Raw genomic sequence first — 15080 nt, 5'->3', positions numbered from 1 at the left:
CTGGCACTCCCGTTCCCGCAGTTGCCATGTACCCGATCCGATGGCGGGCATTCTCCCACCGCTTTTCAAGTCGATGTAGTTCATCTGCAGTCCAAGGGGGCGAAAGCGTCCATCAGCGATAGCGCACATGCAGCGATTGCTGCACAGAACAGCCCGAACAGACAGATTCCTGTCCAGCCATAGGTTGCCCAGGCAGCACCGCCTATGACACTGCCCAACGCGCCTCCGCTGAAATTGAGCACCATGTATACGGTGTTGATCCGGCTACGCCCTTCCGCACTCAGTCTGAAGACTCTGGCTTGATTGGAAATCTGCCCGGCCTGTAATCCAAAACTGATCAGATTCGCGGCGAGCACCAAAGCCAGGTAGTGAACCGACAAAGTCAGCGCGAGCGCAAATCCCAGCGCACTGATGGTTAGGGCTGCAAAGCTCATGCGCCTCGTGCCAAGGCGATCACACAGGTGGCCTACAACCGGCGTGAGCAGACCACCGGCGGCGCCCCAGAATGCGAACAGGCCGATTTCTCGCAAATCCAGCAGATACGGTGGTTTGCCCAGCTTGAAGGCGATGATGGTCCAGAACGCCGAAAAGCCGGCAAAGAGCGTCGCACCCAAGATGCAAGAGAGCCGCAGCGCAGGTTCGCGGAGAAAAATGTGCCACAGGGAGCGCAGTAGCGCGCCATACGAGATACTCGCTGATCGGTCATTTGCTTTCGGCAGGAGAGCAGGCACGCAGAGCGCTGATATCAGCATCGCAAGCATTGCTGCGATGTACACCGCGCGCCAACTCCAGGTACTGGCTATCCAGCCAGCCAGGGTGCGTGATAGCAAGATCCCCACCACCAGCCCCGTCTGCACCGTGGCGATAACCCGTCCTCTGCGCTCGACGGAAGTGAATCCGGCAACCAGAGGCATCAGCACCTGCGGCACACAGGTACCCATACAGGCCAGCAGGCTGAACAAGGCCAGGAATTCAAAGGACGATGCCAGACTTGCCGCAAACAATGCACCGGCGACGCACAGCAGCAGCACACGAACCAAAATATGGGGCCTGGCGCTGTCACCGAGAGGCACAATCAGCAGAATTCCCAGCGCATAACCGACTTGCGACAAGGTGGCGATCCAGCCGACCTGCTGTATCCCCAACTTGAAACTGTCGGCGACAGTGGGCAGAAGCGCTTGATTGAAATACACGTTGGCGACGGTCAGCCCGGAAACGATGGCCATTGCCAGCACCGCCACGGGTGCCAACTCCGTCGAGTCATGTTGCAGTCGCATGGTCATGCTTGCGCCGCGAGATTCAACGAACGCCTCAACGAGCTGCCTGCAAGCTCGAACAAACGACGGGCTCCAGGCGTCACGCCCAGCATGTGGATGCAGCCATGCACCATGCCGTCCAGGCGATGACACTCCGTGGCGACGCCAGCCTCGCCGAGACGACGGGCATAGGCTTCACCCTCGTCACGAAGCGGGTCGTATTCGCAAACCAGGATCGTGGCGGAAGGGAGATTCGACAGGCTTGCCGCTCTGAGTGGGGACGCCCACGGCGAGTCGCCATCCGCCTTGTCGTTCAGATAGGCGGACCAGCAGAACTCCATCGTACTGCGGGTCAGGAAGTAGCCCGTGGCAAACTCGCGATAGGACGTTGACGACATCGCCGCATCCAATGGCGGATACAGCAGCAGTTGGTGCGCAATGGCCGGGCCTGTCGCGTCATCCCGCGCACGCAACGTTGCCGCCGCAGCGAGGTTGGCACCCGAGCTATCGCCACCCGCCACCAGGCGGGTGCGGTCGATCCCCAACTTGTCCGCATGACTCGCGGCCCAGCACAAGGCCGTGTAGTAGTCGTTCAGGGGAACCGGAAACTTGTTTTCGGGTGCCAGTCGATAGTCGACTGACAGGACGACACAGCCCGTGGCGTGAGCCAACGCTATGCAAGGGTTGTCGTACAGATCGAGCGAGCATCGGAACCAACCGCCGCCATGTGCGTAGACGATGGCTGGCAAGGGTACGGAATTCGACGTGACCGGTGTATAGGCACGAATCCGGATCGGATGGCCGTCGCTGCTCAGAACGCTATGAGTTCGAACGTCGGCGATGGATTCCAGCGGGCCATGCAAGAGCCGCAATTGCACTTCGCCGGCGGTACGCAGGGCATCCAGTGAGGCGGTGGGCCCGCCCGCAGGACGAAGTTTGGCGAGAAAGTCGGCGATGAGAGGATCGAGCGCCATGTTCAGCCCCTCGGTTCAGTGGAGGCCACGGAGGCGAACACATCCTTGGCTGTTTGCATTGCCAGCAAAGCCGCCGGCATACCGGCGGCAAAACCGACCTGAATGAAAGTCTCGACGATGGCCTCTTGAGTGAGCCCTGAGCGCAAGGCTGCTCCCACATGCAGTCGCAATGGGCCTTGGCCGGTAGCTCCAAGTGCCGCGCAGGCCGCAAGCACTACCAATTCGCGTTCACGCAGGCTCAATGCCGGCCTGCTGTAGACATCTGCGAATTCCCATTCCATGACGTGGCGCGCGAAATCCGGCGATACGTCAGCCAACGCATCCAGGAATGTCTTGGCCGGCAGGCCGAACACATGCTCGAAGGTGGCACATCCTCGTTCAAAGCGGCTGCCAGCCGGAGGTGCCGATGGATGCTCAGGAGACAAATTTCGGGACATGTTATGCTCCATAGACTGCACAGTGCAGTGCATATTTCTTGCACTGTACTGTGCAGTGCAATTTCCGTCAATAGGAGTCGAACTTGAAGAAGGCCGTTGCCCCCACTCCCGTGCCACGTGTCCCACCCACACAGGAGGCGGTCCTCGATGCCGCTGTCGCGTCTTTCCTCACGCGCGGCTACGGCGGCACAAGCATCGATCTGGTAGCACGCGATGCAGGCGTTGCCCGCAGGACGATCTACAATCAGTTCAAGAGCAAGGAAGCCTTGTTCGAGGCGGCGGTCCGGCAGGTCTGGCGCGACTTTCCGGTGCTGGAAATCACCCAGGATACGGCTGCGTTATCCAATCCCGAACATGGATTGACGCTAGTCGGACAAGCTGTTGCCGACTTCTGGGCGCCACCGGAGGCCGTTGCCCTGCTACGCATGGTGATTGCAGAGGGGGCGATCTTCCCGGACCTGGCCGAGCGCTTCATGGCTGCTGGTAAAGAACCCGCAATGAAGGCTTTGGTGACCTATCTCGAGACATGCGCCCAGCGGGGCACATTGAGCTTCGGTGATGCTGTGCGTGTGGCCAAACAATTCCTGGGTTTGATCAATGAACCCCTGTTGTGGCTGCGTGTCGTTGGCGCGGAAGCAAGAGCGCCTGGTCGAGCCGAACGCAAACGAGTGGTACAAGAGGCGGTTTCCGTGTTCTTGAGTGCATACGCAACGCGCCCGAAGTAACAGAAAACGGACCTATGGCTGCGGCCTCGGTTGCCGTCCAATCTCCCGCGACCAGGTCGCCCAGCCCCTTGCCTCCGCCGACCCACTGCTGGTCGAGCCAGTCGTGAACTGCACTGCTGCGTTCGAATGCGGTACAAAAAAGCGTGGCATCACAATCGGGACGTTCACGATGGACTCCTGAGTAGTATCGACGCGGGTACAGGCAACTCGCGCTGATACTTCAGGTTCGCGGACGCCATCGCGCGTTGTCTACCTCGGGTTGAAGTTGGTTTACAGAATTCGATATTTCTATTATCGTCGAATTATGGAAACGAACCAGACCATCGCCGCCCTTTCGGCACTCGCGCACGAATCCCGGCTCGCCGTCTTCCGCGCGCTCGTGCAGGCGGGGCCGCAGGGCCTGCCGGCCGGGCAGATCGCCTCGCTGCTGGATGTGCCCCCCTCATCGCTGTCCTTTCATCTGAAAGAACTGGCCCATGCAGCGCTCGTCACGAGCCGGCAGGAAGGCCGTTTCGTCATCTATTGCGCGAACTTCGCGACGATGAACGGCTTGCTGGCCTATCTCACGGAGAACTGCTGCGGCGGTAATCCGTGCTCGCCGATGTCGGCCTGTTCGACATCCGGCACACAATCTTCCTGAAGCGCCTTCGCGTACCTTGCCCATGACCACGAACGTCCTGATCCTCTGTACCCACAACTCCGCGCGCAGCGTGCTCGCGGAAGGCATGCTCAATCATTGGGCCGCGAAGCTCGGCAAGGACGTGCGCGCGTACAGCGCCGGCAGCGCACCGAGCGGCCGGCTCAATCCGTTTGCGCTGGAAGCGTTGACGAACGCCGGTGTCGACGTCGGCGGCTACCGCAGCAAGAGCCGGGATGAATTCGTCGGAGAAGGTGCGCCTGAAATGCGCGTCGTCATCACGGTGTGCGACAGCGCAGCCGCGGAGACGTGTCCGTACTGGCCCGGCAGCCCCGTCAAAGTGCATTGGGGCTATGCCGATCCGTCGAACGCGGTGGGCGGCGACGAAGGCAAGCGGCTCGCGTTCGAGCTCACGCGCCAGGCGATCGGTTATCGGATGTTGCAGTTGCTGGCGCTGCCGCTCGATCGGATGAGCAACGCCGAACTCCAGGCGGCCCTGACCGATATTTCGCGAAACTGAGCATTCACGCGGCGGCCGGCCGAATCCACCGGCCGCCAGCGCCTTCAAGACCGATACCCGTCCAATGAACACGTCCAACGTCGCCCCGCCGGAGCCGGCCGTTGCAAAGCCTTCCATCAACTTCTTCGAACGCTATCTGACCGTCTGGGTGGCGCTGTGCATCGTCGCCGGCATCGCGCTCGGCCAGGCGCTGCCCGGCCTGTTCCAGCAGATCGGCCGGATGGAATATGCGCAGGTCAATCTGCCGGTCGGGCTGCTGATCTGGGTGATGATCATCCCGATGCTCGTCAAGGTCGACTTCGGCGCGTTGCACGAAGTGCGTCAGCACGTGAAAGGCATCGGCGTCACGCTCGTCGTGAACTGGCTCGTCAAGCCGTTCTCGATGGCATTCCTCGGCTGGCTGTTCATCCGGCATCTGTTCGCGCCGATGCTGCCGGCCGAGCAACTCGACAGCTACATCGCCGGCCTGATCCTGCTGGCCGCCGCGCCTTGCACGGCGATGGTGTTCGTGTGGAGCCGGCTGACGGGCGGCGATCCGCTGTTCACGCTGTCGCAGGTCGCGCTGAACGACAGCATCATGGTGATCGCTTTCGCGCCGCTGGTCGGCCTGCTGCTGGGGATGTCGGCGATCACGGTGCCGTGGGCGACGCTGCTTACGTCGGTGGTGCTCTATATCGTCATCCCGGTGATCCTCGCGCAGCTCTGGCGCAAGCGGCTGCTCGCGAACGGTCAGGCGGCGTTCGACGCCGCAATGGCGAAGATCGGCCCGTGGTCGATCGCCGCATTGCTGGCCACGCTCGTGCTGCTGTTCGCGTTCCAGGGCGAGGCGATCCTGAAGCAGCCGCTGGTGATCGCGCTGCTCGCGGTGCCGATCCTGATCCAGGTGTTTTTCAATTCGGCGCTCGCTTACTGGCTCAATCGCGCCGTGGGCGAGAAGCACAACATCGCGTGCCCGTCGGCGCTGATCGGCGCATCCAATTTCTTCGAGCTGGCCGTCGCGGCCGCGATCAGTTTGTTCGGTTTTCATTCCGGCGCGGCGCTGGCCACCGTCGTCGGCGTGCTGATCGAAGTACCGGTCATGCTGTTGGTGGTGCGCATCGTGAATCGGTCGAAGGGCTGGTACGAACGGGCTTGAGCAAACAGGAGAATCAATCCGCATGACCATGACCGACACCACGATTCATCGCAATCACACGGAACGCAAGCATGTCTGATTATCTGAGCGATCTACCGCAACTCGACGTCGAACTGTTCCGCGTGCCGGACGCCGGCCAGTTGAGACCGGCGTCGCCGTCGACCCATCCGCCCCGGTTCCTGCTCTTGTACGGCTCGCTGCGCGAGCGTTCGTTCAGCCGGCTGCTGATCGAGGAAGCCGCGCGGCTGCTCACCGCGATGGGCGCCGAGGTACGCGTGTTCAATCCGAGTGGCCTGCCGCTGCCCGACGATGCGCCCGAGCGTCATCCGAAGGTCGTCGAGCTGCGCGAACTCGTGCAATGGTCGGAAGGCATGGTGTGGTGCTCGCCGGAACGGCATGGCGCGATGACCGGCATCATGAAAGCGCAGATCGACTGGATTCCGCTGTCGATGGGTGCTGTTCGGCCGACGCAGGGCAAGACGCTCGCCGTGATGCAGGTCAGCGGCGGCTCGCAATCGTTCAATGCGGTGAACCAGATGCGCGTGCTCGGACGCTGGATGCGCATGCTGACCATCCCGAACCAGTCGTCGGTGGCGAAGGCGTTCGCAGAATTCGACGAAGCAGGGCGGATGAAACCGTCGGCTTATTTCGACCGTGTGGTGGATGTGCTGGAGGAGCTGGTCAAGTTCACGTTGCTGACGCGGGATGTTGGTCCTTATCTCGTCGACCGGTATAGCGAGCGGAAGGAAAGCGCGGAGGAACTGTCGAAGCGCGTCAATCAGCGCAGTATCTGACGCGCCATGGTGCGGCGTGTAGGCCATCGGCACCTCGCGCGAGGCCATACGCGCCTGCGAATCGCTGCCGCCTGCAAAGCTTCCACCCTCCGAGGATCGCCGCCATGCAACTTCGCGCTGCCGCAGTATCCGATCTGATTCCGATAGAGTCCCTGCTTCGCGCCTCTGACCTGCCTGTCGCCGGCGTGGCGGAATACTTGCCGAATTTCATCGTGGCCGTCGATGCCCGGAGCGTCATTGCATGCGGCGGCATCGAATACCACGGCAACTTCGCGCTGATCCGATCGATTGCCGTCGCTGCACAAGCGCGCGGGCGAGGCTTGGGAAAGACGATAGTTTCGCGCTTGCTTGCGGAATGCCGAGGTCGCGCGATCGAAGCGGTAGCGTTGCGCACGACCACGGCGGAGAACTACTTTGCCGGGCAGGGTTTCGTGCGTGTCACGTTCGGCGATGTGCCCCGGCCACTGCTGTCGTCCGGCCAGTTCGCGGGTGTGTGCCCGGCCTCTGCCACGGTCATGCTCAAGGTGCTTTAGCCAAATTCGCGCGGTGAAGACGAGCAGGTTCGGGATCGCCGTTCATCTAACCGTGCGTGGCTGGATGCGATGCGGCCGATCGCCTGACGCCGGCACGCGCTCACGCGCACGAATGGCGCGCAGGCGGGTTGATCTGATCGGGAAGGGCGGGACGCAAGCACGGGGTTCGATCACTGTGCAAGCCACCCGCCGTCGACGCCTAACGCCATGTCCACGCCGTGTTCCGCCAGTGATACCCCAGAACCTCAACGACTGAACCGCGTATTCACCGTGTCCTTCAGCCGCGCGGCGGTGATCTCGCCCATGTGCGACTCGACCAGTTTGCCTTGTTCATCGAAGAACAGCGTCGTCGGCAACCCGCGCGAACCGTAGGTCTTCATCGCGCCGAGCGAGCGATCGAGCAGCACGTGGTCGAAGCGCAGCCCTTCGCGTTCCAGAAACGCGCGCACGGTCTGCACATCCTCGCCTTGATTGATCATCAGGAAACTGACGCCCGGGTAATCCCGCTGCGCCTGCGCCAGGATCGGCATTTCGCGCTGGCACGGCGGGCACCAGGTCGCCCACAGGTTCACGACGACGGGTTTGCCTGCGTAGCTGTTCGGTGCGACGGGCGTTGCATCGAGCGTTTCCACCCGCAGCGCGGACAACGGTGCAGCCGTGCGGTCGAACGTCGCCAGCACACCCTGCGCCGCACCCCATGCCAGCATGCCGGCGGCGATGCCGGCGAGCGCGGGGCGCGCCAGTCCGGGCAGGCGGCGCGACTGCCAGCCGATATAGGCGAGCGCGACCGGCAACCCGATCCACCAGGTAAAGCCGCCGTCGCCGAGCGCGACGATGGATTTCGGCGCGGCGAAGTAGTCGGGCCACCAGCGTGCGATATAGCCGACGCGCGCGGCGATCAACCCGATCAGCAGCGCGTCGAGCAGCAGGCTCGCGGAAGTTTTGTGCTGGCCGGCGGATCGGTTGCGCTGCGCGAATCGCGCGACGAGCCACGCGATCAGGGCGGCGACGGCGACGGCCACGACCCTGACGGAAAAGGGGCCGATGCTCAGCATGAGAAAGCGTTCATTGTCGTTTATCGAATGAGGAATGCGTTGATGATGGGCGGTCGGGCGCGCGCTGTGTTGCTCCGGCGATCGCATCGTCGCGTTGCTTCGATGCGCATGCGCCGCAATGCGGACAGACCGTCGCGCCGGCGTCGCCGGACGATGCCTGCTGCGCCCGTCCGCGTTCGAGCGCGGACGCGACGAGTTCGGCACCCATGATACCGGTCGGGAACGCGATGATGCCGTAACCGAGCAGGATCGCGCACGACGTGATCAGCCGGCCGAGCGGCGTGTGCGGCGTCAGGTCGCCGTAACCGGTCGTGCTCATCGTCACGGCGGCCCAGTACACGCCGACCGGAATGCTCGTGATGCCGTTCTCGGGGCCTTCGACGAGGAAGATCACCGTGCCGAGGATCACCACGATCACGAACATCCCGCCGATGAACACGAAGATCTTGCGGCGGGCGCGCGTGAGCGCGCGGATCAGCATCTGGCCTTCCTCGAGATAGATCGCGAGCCCGAGGATGCGGAACACGCGCAGCAGCCTGAGCAGGCGCACGTCGATCAGCGCATGCAGGCCGGGGAAGAAAAACGCGAGATAGGTCGGCAGGATCGACACGAGATCGACGATGCCGAAGAAGCTGCGCGCATAGGCGGCGGGCTTGCGCGCGGTGAACAGGCGCACCGCGTATTCGGCGGTGAACAGCAGCGTAAACGCCCATTCGGCCGCGTACAGCGCATTGCCGTATTGCGCGTGCAGTTCCTGCACGCTGTCGATCATCACGACGAAGACGCTCGCGACGATCAGCGCGAGCACCGCGATGTCGAGGCCACGGAGAAAGCGGGGATGACGGATCGCGTCGCGGATCGCGGCGCGCATCGTCTGGACGAGGGGTTCGGTCGAGAGGTTCACGGCCCGGAGTTTACGAGCGGCCCGATGCCAATCCAATCGGACATGTCCGAATTACCGGCGGGACTTCTTGCGCTTGCAAATCAGACCAGGCTGATTCCCGAACGAGGGGAAGCAGTGGAGCCGGCGCTGGAGACAGGCATCCGCTGCCGCGGCGCCGACCATTTGCGTGCGATCACTGGCCGTTGCCGGATGCCGCGCCGCCGAGCCGGTAGGCCGTGAAGAATTCGTACCACGGCGAACCTTCCGCGACCGGCACCCCGAGCGCCGATGTACGTCGCTTCAGCGCACCGAACACGTCGTTGATGCGGGCCGTCTGCGCGGCGTCAGTGAACGGATAAGGCCGGGACCTTCCCGCCGCGAACGCACCATAGGCGATCGCGAGCAGGCGTGCGCTGTCATCGGTGCCCGCGATCGCCGTGTCGATCGCGTCGACGAAACGCGGCCGATCCGCGTCGCGCGACCCGGACAGACACAGGAACACGATGGCCGACAGTTCGTGCAGGTCTTTCACCTGCAGCAGGCCCGGCAACCGCGCGACGATCCGTTCCACCGGCTCTTCACGCAGCGCGTCGCCGAAGTCGAGCACGGCGGCCATCGGATTCCTGTCCGCTTTCAGGCGGTCGAGCGCAGGCGACGTGGCCGACGCACCGTCCGGCAACGATGGCGGCGCGGATCGCAATGCGTCGACCACCTGCTGCGTCCATTCCGGAAAAATCATCCTGACCGCCCCGAACTGCTCGCCGCCTTCGGCCGCCGGATTCCATCGATAAACGATCGTGCCGCCGCGAATGAACGGCGAATACAGGTGCTCGGGCGTTTGCGGCAGCGGCCGCCGGTTGATCGGCAGCCACGTGAGCGTCAGCCAGTCGTAGCGGCCGGTCGCGGGCACCGACGGGCTCGAGCTCGCGACGACCTGCCACGTGCCGCGATTCGCATAACGGCGGCGTGCGTCGGGCACGGGGACGGTCCGGCCTTTCGCGGTGTCGAAATACGTCGTGCCGGTCACGTTCGCGCCGCTGTCCGCGGCCGGCGTGACGATCGAGATGACCCACGACGATCCGTCCGCCGAACGGTAGTCGGACGGCTTCAGCGTGGCGACGTCGTGAACCATGCGCGTTTCCGCCGCGACGAGGCTCGGGGGGAGATTGGCGGGAGCGGCGACGATACTCGGCATGGGTTTTCCTCGGAATCGGGTGCGACTCGTCGAACGGCGGCGCAGGTTGTTTCCTGTAACTGTAGAACTTTGCCTCCGGAAACGGAAAGCGCCGGATGTGGCGCAACCCGGTCATGCGTTCCGCCGCTTTGGCTTACCATGCGCAACCCGAGCCACGGATGATGAACCCTGATCAGGAGCGCCGATGACCGACACGAAACCCATCACCGCCCACTGGACACAGGTGGCCGGACAATGGATCGACTGGGCCGGCAGGCCCGGTCACGATGCGTTCTGGAAATACCGCGCGGGCCTCGCGGCCTACATCGGCCGCGATACTGGCCGTGCGCTGGAGATCGGCTGCGGCGAAGGCCGCGTGAGCCGCGAACTGAAGGCGCTCGGCTACGACGTGACCGCGACCGACGCGGTGCCCGCGATGCTCGACGCCGCGCGCCGCGCGGATTCCGCGCATCGCTACGAACTGGCCGACGCGGCGTCGCTGCCGTTCGACGCGGCCAGCTTCGATCTCGTGATGGCGTACAACGTGCTGATGGATTTCGACGACATGCAGCGCGCGCTGAACGAGGCACACCGCGTGCTGAAGCCGGGCGGCCTGCTGTTCATTTCTCTCGTGCACCCGTTCCGCGACCGCGGCAGTTTCGCTGGGCCGCAACCCGATGCGCCGTTCGTGCTGAAGGGCAGCTATTTCGGGCGCGAGCACTTCGATGGCGTGGAGACGCGCGACGGGCTGTCGATGCACTTCGCGGGCTGGTCGCTGCCGCTGCAGGCGTACATGGAAGCGCTGGAAGCGGCCGGGTTCGCGATCGTGTCGCTGCGCGAACCGCCGCCGGACCATGCCGATACGGACCAGTTGAAGCAGTGGGCGCGCGTACCGCTGTTTTTGTGGATCAAGGCGCGGCCGGTGGGTTGAGCCGATCGATGGTCGGCCGGGGTTTCAGGCGGGTATCACGCCATTCGTTTATTGTAGTAACATACCTACATTGATGTGTTCGAGGAGTCCACGATGACCATCACCACGCTCTCGAGTCGCGAACTCAACCAGGACGTGACCAAAGCGAAGAAAGCGACAAAGGACGGCCCCGTGTTTATTACGGACCGCGGCAGGCCTGCTCATGTGCTGTTGAGTTTCGAGGAATACCAGCGTCTCACGCAGCAGAGGCGCAACATTGCCGACGCGCTGGCGATGCCCGGCGTCGAGGACATCGAGTTTGACCCGCCGCGCGCGGACGTCAGCATCAAGCAGGTCGATTTCTGATGATGTTCGTTCTCGATACCAATGTCGTTTCGGAGCTTCGGAAGGTGCAAACGGGCAAGGCAGACAGGAATCTGGCGGCCTGGAGTTCGACCGTCGACGCCCCGACGCTTTTTGTTTCCGCCATCACGATCATGGAGCTTGAGACCGGTGTCTTGCAGATCGAGCGCAGAGACCCGGTCCAGGGGGCGCTCCTCAGGGCCTGGCTCGACGGACATGTCCTGCCCGAGTTCGCGAGTCGCGTGCTGCCGGTTGATACTGCAGTGGCTCAAAAATGCGCGCGGCTCCATGTGCCGGATCGACGATCCGAGCGGGATGCGCTCATTGCCGCAACGGCGCTCGTGCACGGCATGACTGTCGTAACGCGCAATGTGGCCGACTTTGCCGCAACCGGCGTCGCCATCGTGAATCCGTGGGATTGAACGATCGACTCATGCTTTCGCTTGCTGATCGCGGCCACTCGGTTGGCTACCCACCCCGCCGCGCTCAGCGCGGCAACACCTTCCTGTAGACCACGAACCCCGATTTTTCCGCGACGGAGTCGTACAGCCGCATCGCCGTGCGATTCGTCTCGTGCGTTTGCCAGTACACGCGTTCGGCGCGATGCTGGCGCGCGGCGTCGTACACGGCTGCGATCAGCGCGCGGCCGACGCCCTTGCCGCGTTCGCTGTCGAGCGTGAACAGATCCTGCAGGTAGCAGGTCGGCCCGGCGAGCGTCGTGCTGCGGTGATACAGGAAATGCACGAGCCCGACGAGCTGGCCGTCGCGCTCCGCGACGAAGGCATGCACGGGTTCGTAGCCGTCGAAGAAGCGCGACCACGTGAGCTGCGTGATCGCCAGCGGCAGCGCGGTGTCGCCGAAGCGGCCGTAGAAGCGGTTGTAGCCGTCCCACAGCGGCAGCCAGTTGTCGTAGTCGTCTTCCCGGACCGCGCGTACGGTCAGGCCGGCGTCGGTAGCGTTCATGTGCGCGAACCTTTCGATGAGGGTTGGACGTGTTGCCGGCTCGGCCGACAACGACGCAGACCTCCACGATAGGCAGTTCGCGGCGCGCCGGGTAGGCCCATGACGGTCGCGGTTTCTGGTGCCACGGCGGGTGATGTCGTGCCGAACTGCCGACAGCCGTCGTCCCGGACTGCGTCGCCCCTTACCCGCGCATCGGCGGATTGAGCCGCGCGAACGCCTGTTGCCGGCGATACGGGAAGTACGGATACGGCGCTTCTACCGCGCTCGCCGCATCGAGCTTCGCGACCTGCGCATCGGTCAGCGACCAGCCGACCGCGCCGAGGTTCTGGCGCAACTGTTCCTCGTTGCGCGCGCCGACGATCACCGACGACACGGTCGGCCGCTGCAGCAGCCAGTTCAGCGCGATCTGCGGCACGGTCTTGCCGGTTTCCTCCGCGATCGCGTCGAGCGCATCGACCACGTCGTACAGGCGTGCGTCGTCGACCGGCGGCCCGTAGCTGGCCGTTTCATGCAGGCGGCTGCCTTCGGGCAGCGGCGCGTTGCGGCGGATCTTGCCGGTGAGCCGGCCCCAGCCGAGCGGGCTCCACACGAGCGCGCCGAGCCCCTGGTCGGCGCCGAGCGGCATCAGGTCCCACTCGTAGTCGCGGCCGACGAGCGAGTAGTAGACCTGGTTCGCCACGTAGCGCGACCAGCCATGCCGGTCGGCCGCCGCGAGCGATTTCATGATCTGCCAGCCGGCGAAGTTCGACACGCCGATATAGCGCAGCTTGCCCGCGCGTACGAGATCGTCCAGCGTCGACATCACTTCGTCGACCGGCGTGCCCGCGTCGAACGCGTGCAGCTGCAGCAGGTCGATGTAGTCGGTGTCGAGGCGGCGCAATGCGTCGTCGACGGCGCGCACGAGCCGCGCGCGCGACGTGCCCGCGTCGTTCGGACCGTCGCCGGTCGGCAGGCCCGTTTTCGTCGAGATCAGCACCTGGTCGCGACGCCCGTTGATCGCGGCGCCGAGCACGCGTTCGGACGCGCCGTCCGAATACACGTCGGCCGTGTCGAACAGGTTGACGCCCGCTTCCAGGCAGATGTCGACCAGGCGGCGCGCTTCGTCGACGCCCGTGTTGCCCCATGCGCCGAACAACGGGCCGGTGCCGCCGAACGTGCCGGCGCCGAAGCTCAGGACGGGAACCTTGAGGCCGGAGCGGCCGAGCGTACGGTATTCCATGTGCGTTTCCTTTGAATGGTCGAAGCCCGGCGCGTGCCGGACGGGCGCTCGTCGGCGGAATCACACTGTATCGCTTGCGGATATCTCAGATAATTGGGCAGACTTCGAAAATATCCTTCGGAGAAGGCGAATAATGCTGCTCGATAACCTCGCGCTGTTCCTGCGCATCGTGGAGAAGGGCGGGCTGGCTGCGGCGGGCCGGGAGATCGGTCTGTCGCCGGCCACGGTGTCCGAGCGGCTGGCGGCGCTCGAGCGCCACTACGGCGCGGCGCTGCTCACGCGCACGACGCGCGCGATCAGCCTGACCGACGAGGGCCGCACGCTCGTCGCCGGCGCGCGGCGCCTGCTGGCCGAGGCCGACGAACTCGAAAGCCGCGTGCGCGTCGGCGCGCAGACGCTGTCGGGGCCCGTGCGCCTGAGCGCACCGGCCGATCTCGGGCGCGAGCGCGTCGTGCCCGTCGTCGACGCGTTCCTGGCCGAGCACCCGGGCGTCACGGTCGACCTGCATCTCGGCGACGGCTACGTCGATCTCGTCGGGCAGGGGCTCGATTTCGCGATCCGTCGCGGCACGCTGGCGGACAGTTCGCTGCGCAGCCGTTCGCTCGGCCGTGCACGGCGCGTGGTGTGCGCGTCGCCCGCGTATCTCGCCGCGCACGGCACGCCACGGCATCCGGACGATCTCGCCGCGCACGACTGCATCGTGATGCGTTTCGGGCCGGACCTGTATGCCGAATGGCCGTTCAGCATCGATGGCGAATTGAAGCGCGTGATGGTGCGTGGCCGGCGCGTCGCCAATGACGGCGCACTCGTGCGCGCGTGGTGCGTCGCGGGGCACGGCATCGCGCTGAAGTCGCTGGTCGACGTCGAACGGGATCTGGCGTCCGGCGCACTCGTCGAGGTCCTGCACGCGTTCTCGCCGGGCGACGTCGATTTGCAGATCGTCTATCCGGGCAGCGCCGTGCAGCCGCGGCGCGTGCGTGCGTTGATCGAGCGGCTGGCGCAGGCACTGGCGGCGGCATAAAGGCGCGTTGCTCACGCTGCCTGCCGGACGTTGTGACAGCCGTCTTGCCGCGATCGCATCGAATGCCGATGTCGCGCTCCCGAACGTGACATGACAGCCTGAAATCGGGCCTCGAACAGATTGCCCACGTTTCGTCATTTAGCTAATATACGAAACGTCAAACGCAGCCCTCCCACCCCATGGACGACGTCACCCGCATCAGCGCACTGGCCAACGAAAGCCGTCTGGCCGTGATGCGCTGGCTCAAGCAGCCGCGCAAGCATTTCCCGCCGCAGCCGCACGGCGATTTCGACGAACTCGGCGTGTGCTGCACGTACATCACCGAGAAGCTCGGCATCGCGCCGGCCACGACCACGCGCCACATGCGCATCCTCGCGGATGCCGGGCTCGTGCAGGCGACCCGCGTCGGCAAGTTCACGTACTACAAGCGGATCGACGGCGCGCTGAAGCAGCTCGGCCGCGATCTCTCGCAACTCTGATT

The 15080-nt window shown here is 64.4% G+C and carries 19 protein-coding genes; 11 read left to right on the top strand and 8 right to left on the bottom strand.

Annotated features, from left to right (window positions below; all coding sequences use genetic code 11):
- Window positions 1-80: 80 nt before the first annotated feature.
- The 3 genes from ABD05_RS20290 to ABD05_RS20280 are packed head-to-tail and all read right to left on the bottom strand — an operon-like array spanning window position 81 to window position 2667.
- Window positions 81-1283, bottom strand: a complete 1203-nt coding sequence (locus ABD05_RS20290) for an MFS transporter (RefSeq protein WP_047901915.1) — start codon at window positions 1281-1283, stop codon at window positions 81-83.
- Window positions 1280-2230, bottom strand: a complete 951-nt coding sequence (locus ABD05_RS20285; protein ID WP_047901914.1) for an alpha/beta hydrolase — start codon at window positions 2228-2230, stop codon at window positions 1280-1282. Before ABD05_RS20285 ends, ABD05_RS20290 begins: the two co-directional genes overlap by 4 nt.
- 2 nt (window positions 2231-2232) lie before the next feature.
- The gene (locus ABD05_RS20280; RefSeq protein WP_047903679.1) at window positions 2233-2667 is read right to left on the bottom strand and encodes a carboxymuconolactone decarboxylase family protein; all 435 of its coding nucleotides are present in this window, start codon (window positions 2665-2667) and stop codon (window positions 2233-2235) included.
- 83 nt (window positions 2668-2750) lie between these two features.
- On the opposite strand from ABD05_RS20280, the gene ABD05_RS20275 reads away from it, so the two are divergent.
- From ABD05_RS20275 to arsN2, 6 genes are all read left to right on the top strand, one after another.
- Window positions 2751-3392: a TetR/AcrR family transcriptional regulator gene (locus tag ABD05_RS20275; RefSeq protein WP_047901913.1), complete on the top strand. Its 642-nt coding sequence runs from the start codon at window positions 2751-2753 to the stop codon at window positions 3390-3392.
- Between the two features lie 304 nt (window positions 3393-3696).
- The gene (locus ABD05_RS20270; RefSeq protein WP_047901912.1) at window positions 3697-4032 is read left to right on the top strand and encodes an ArsR/SmtB family transcription factor; all 336 of its coding nucleotides are present in this window, start codon (window positions 3697-3699) and stop codon (window positions 4030-4032) included.
- 22 nt (window positions 4033-4054) lie between these two features.
- On the top strand, window positions 4055-4549 hold the full coding sequence (locus tag ABD05_RS20265) for an arsenate reductase ArsC (protein WP_047901911.1): 495 nt from the start codon (window positions 4055-4057) through the stop codon (window positions 4547-4549).
- A 64-nt stretch (window positions 4550-4613) separates the two neighbouring features.
- On the top strand, window positions 4614-5684 hold the full coding sequence (arsB, locus tag ABD05_RS20260; protein ID WP_047901910.1) for an ACR3 family arsenite efflux transporter: 1071 nt from the start codon (window positions 4614-4616) through the stop codon (window positions 5682-5684).
- 71 nt (window positions 5685-5755) lie between these two features.
- Window positions 5756-6478 carry an arsenical resistance protein ArsH gene (gene arsH, locus ABD05_RS20255; protein WP_047901909.1) on the top strand — a complete coding sequence of 241 codons (723 nt, stop codon included), beginning with the start codon at window positions 5756-5758 and terminating at the stop codon, window positions 6476-6478.
- A gap of 104 nt (window positions 6479-6582) precedes the next feature.
- Window positions 6583-7011, top strand: a complete 429-nt coding sequence (gene arsN2 / locus ABD05_RS20250) for an arsenic resistance N-acetyltransferase ArsN2 (RefSeq protein WP_047901908.1) — start codon at window positions 6583-6585, stop codon at window positions 7009-7011.
- A 245-nt stretch (window positions 7012-7256) separates the two neighbouring features.
- Here arsN2 and ABD05_RS20245 read toward each other — a convergent pair whose 3' ends face one another.
- From ABD05_RS20245 to ABD05_RS20235, 3 genes are all read right to left on the bottom strand, one after another.
- Entirely contained in the window at window positions 7257-8066 is an 810-nt protein-coding gene (locus tag ABD05_RS20245; protein WP_047901907.1) for a TlpA family protein disulfide reductase, read from the bottom strand.
- Between the two features lie 10 nt (window positions 8067-8076).
- Window positions 8077-8937, bottom strand: a complete 861-nt coding sequence (locus ABD05_RS20240) for an ion transporter (RefSeq protein WP_082146269.1) — start codon at window positions 8935-8937, stop codon at window positions 8077-8079.
- Between the two features lie 205 nt (window positions 8938-9142).
- Window positions 9143-10144, bottom strand: coding sequence for a hypothetical protein (locus ABD05_RS20235; protein ID WP_047901906.1), 1002 nt, complete (start codon window positions 10142-10144; stop codon window positions 9143-9145).
- A gap of 184 nt (window positions 10145-10328) precedes the next feature.
- On the opposite strand from ABD05_RS20235, the gene ABD05_RS20230 reads away from it, so the two are divergent.
- The 3 genes from ABD05_RS20230 (at window position 10329) to ABD05_RS20220 (ending at window position 11818) form a co-directional block, all read left to right on the top strand.
- On the top strand, window positions 10329-11054 hold the full coding sequence (locus ABD05_RS20230) for a class I SAM-dependent methyltransferase (RefSeq protein ID WP_047901905.1): 726 nt from the start codon (window positions 10329-10331) through the stop codon (window positions 11052-11054).
- Window positions 11055-11147: 93 nt separating this feature from the next.
- Window positions 11148-11399, top strand: a complete 252-nt coding sequence (locus ABD05_RS20225) for a type II toxin-antitoxin system Phd/YefM family antitoxin (RefSeq protein WP_047903677.1) — start codon at window positions 11148-11150, stop codon at window positions 11397-11399.
- Window positions 11399-11818, top strand: coding sequence for a type II toxin-antitoxin system VapC family toxin (locus ABD05_RS20220; RefSeq protein ID WP_175804840.1), 420 nt, complete (start codon window positions 11399-11401; stop codon window positions 11816-11818). The genes ABD05_RS20225 and ABD05_RS20220 overlap by 1 nt, the downstream gene beginning before the upstream one ends.
- Before the next feature lie 64 nt (window positions 11819-11882).
- Here the strand turns inward: ABD05_RS20220 and ABD05_RS20215 are convergent, their stop codons facing one another.
- Entirely contained in the window at window positions 11883-12359 is a 477-nt protein-coding gene (locus tag ABD05_RS20215; protein ID WP_047901904.1) for a GNAT family N-acetyltransferase, read from the bottom strand.
- A gap of 181 nt (window positions 12360-12540) precedes the next feature.
- Window positions 12541-13578, bottom strand: a complete 1038-nt coding sequence (locus tag ABD05_RS20210; RefSeq protein ID WP_047901903.1) for an aldo/keto reductase — start codon at window positions 13576-13578, stop codon at window positions 12541-12543.
- Window positions 13579-13711: 133 nt separating this feature from the next.
- On the opposite strand from ABD05_RS20210, the gene ABD05_RS20205 reads away from it, so the two are divergent.
- Together ABD05_RS20205 and ABD05_RS20200 are read left to right on the top strand one after the other, a co-directional pair.
- Window positions 13712-14599: a LysR family transcriptional regulator gene (locus ABD05_RS20205; RefSeq protein ID WP_047901902.1), complete on the top strand. Its 888-nt coding sequence runs from the start codon at window positions 13712-13714 to the stop codon at window positions 14597-14599.
- Window positions 14600-14778: 179 nt separating this feature from the next.
- Entirely contained in the window at window positions 14779-15078 is a 300-nt protein-coding gene (locus ABD05_RS20200; protein WP_047901901.1) for an ArsR/SmtB family transcription factor, read from the top strand.
- Window positions 15079-15080 lie beyond the last annotated feature (2 nt).

The organism is Burkholderia pyrrocinia, assembly GCF_001028665.1.
Taxonomy (GTDB): domain Bacteria; phylum Pseudomonadota; class Gammaproteobacteria; order Burkholderiales; family Burkholderiaceae; genus Burkholderia; species Burkholderia pyrrocinia.
Note: the sequence above shows the minus strand (reverse complement) of the source record. Positions and strands in the feature narration are given on the sequence as shown.

Coding starts and splice junctions, on each gene's coding strand:
- ABD05_RS20290 (WP_047901915.1), bottom strand. CDS start 1,283: ATGACCATGCGACTGCAACATGACTCGACGGAGTTGGCACCCGTGGCG.
- ABD05_RS20285 (WP_047901914.1), bottom strand. CDS start 2,230: ATGGCGCTCGATCCTCTCATCGCCGACTTTCTCGCCAAACTTCGTCCT.
- ABD05_RS20280 (WP_047903679.1), bottom strand. CDS start 2,667: ATGTCCCGAAATTTGTCTCCTGAGCATCCATCGGCACCTCCGGCTGGC.
- ABD05_RS20270 (WP_047901912.1), top strand. CDS start 3,697: ATGGAAACGAACCAGACCATCGCCGCCCTTTCGGCACTCGCGCACGAA.
- ABD05_RS20265 (WP_047901911.1), top strand. CDS start 4,055: ATGACCACGAACGTCCTGATCCTCTGTACCCACAACTCCGCGCGCAGC.
- arsB (WP_047901910.1), top strand. CDS start 4,614: ATGAACACGTCCAACGTCGCCCCGCCGGAGCCGGCCGTTGCAAAGCCT.
- arsH (WP_047901909.1), top strand. CDS start 5,756: ATGTCTGATTATCTGAGCGATCTACCGCAACTCGACGTCGAACTGTTC.
- arsN2 (WP_047901908.1), top strand. CDS start 6,583: ATGCAACTTCGCGCTGCCGCAGTATCCGATCTGATTCCGATAGAGTCC.
- ABD05_RS20245 (WP_047901907.1), bottom strand. CDS start 8,066: ATGCTGAGCATCGGCCCCTTTTCCGTCAGGGTCGTGGCCGTCGCCGTC.
- ABD05_RS20240 (WP_082146269.1), bottom strand. CDS start 8,937: ATGCGCGCCGCGATCCGCGACGCGATCCGTCATCCCCGCTTTCTCCGT.
- ABD05_RS20235 (WP_047901906.1), bottom strand. CDS start 10,144: ATGCCGAGTATCGTCGCCGCTCCCGCCAATCTCCCCCCGAGCCTCGTC.
- ABD05_RS20230 (WP_047901905.1), top strand. CDS start 10,329: ATGACCGACACGAAACCCATCACCGCCCACTGGACACAGGTGGCCGGA.
- ABD05_RS20225 (WP_047903677.1), top strand. CDS start 11,148: ATGACCATCACCACGCTCTCGAGTCGCGAACTCAACCAGGACGTGACC.
- ABD05_RS20220 (WP_175804840.1), top strand. CDS start 11,399: ATGATGTTCGTTCTCGATACCAATGTCGTTTCGGAGCTTCGGAAGGTG.
- ABD05_RS20215 (WP_047901904.1), bottom strand. CDS start 12,359: ATGAACGCTACCGACGCCGGCCTGACCGTACGCGCGGTCCGGGAAGAC.
- ABD05_RS20210 (WP_047901903.1), bottom strand. CDS start 13,578: ATGGAATACCGTACGCTCGGCCGCTCCGGCCTCAAGGTTCCCGTCCTG.
- ABD05_RS20205 (WP_047901902.1), top strand. CDS start 13,712: ATGCTGCTCGATAACCTCGCGCTGTTCCTGCGCATCGTGGAGAAGGGC.
- ABD05_RS20200 (WP_047901901.1), top strand. CDS start 14,779: ATGGACGACGTCACCCGCATCAGCGCACTGGCCAACGAAAGCCGTCTG.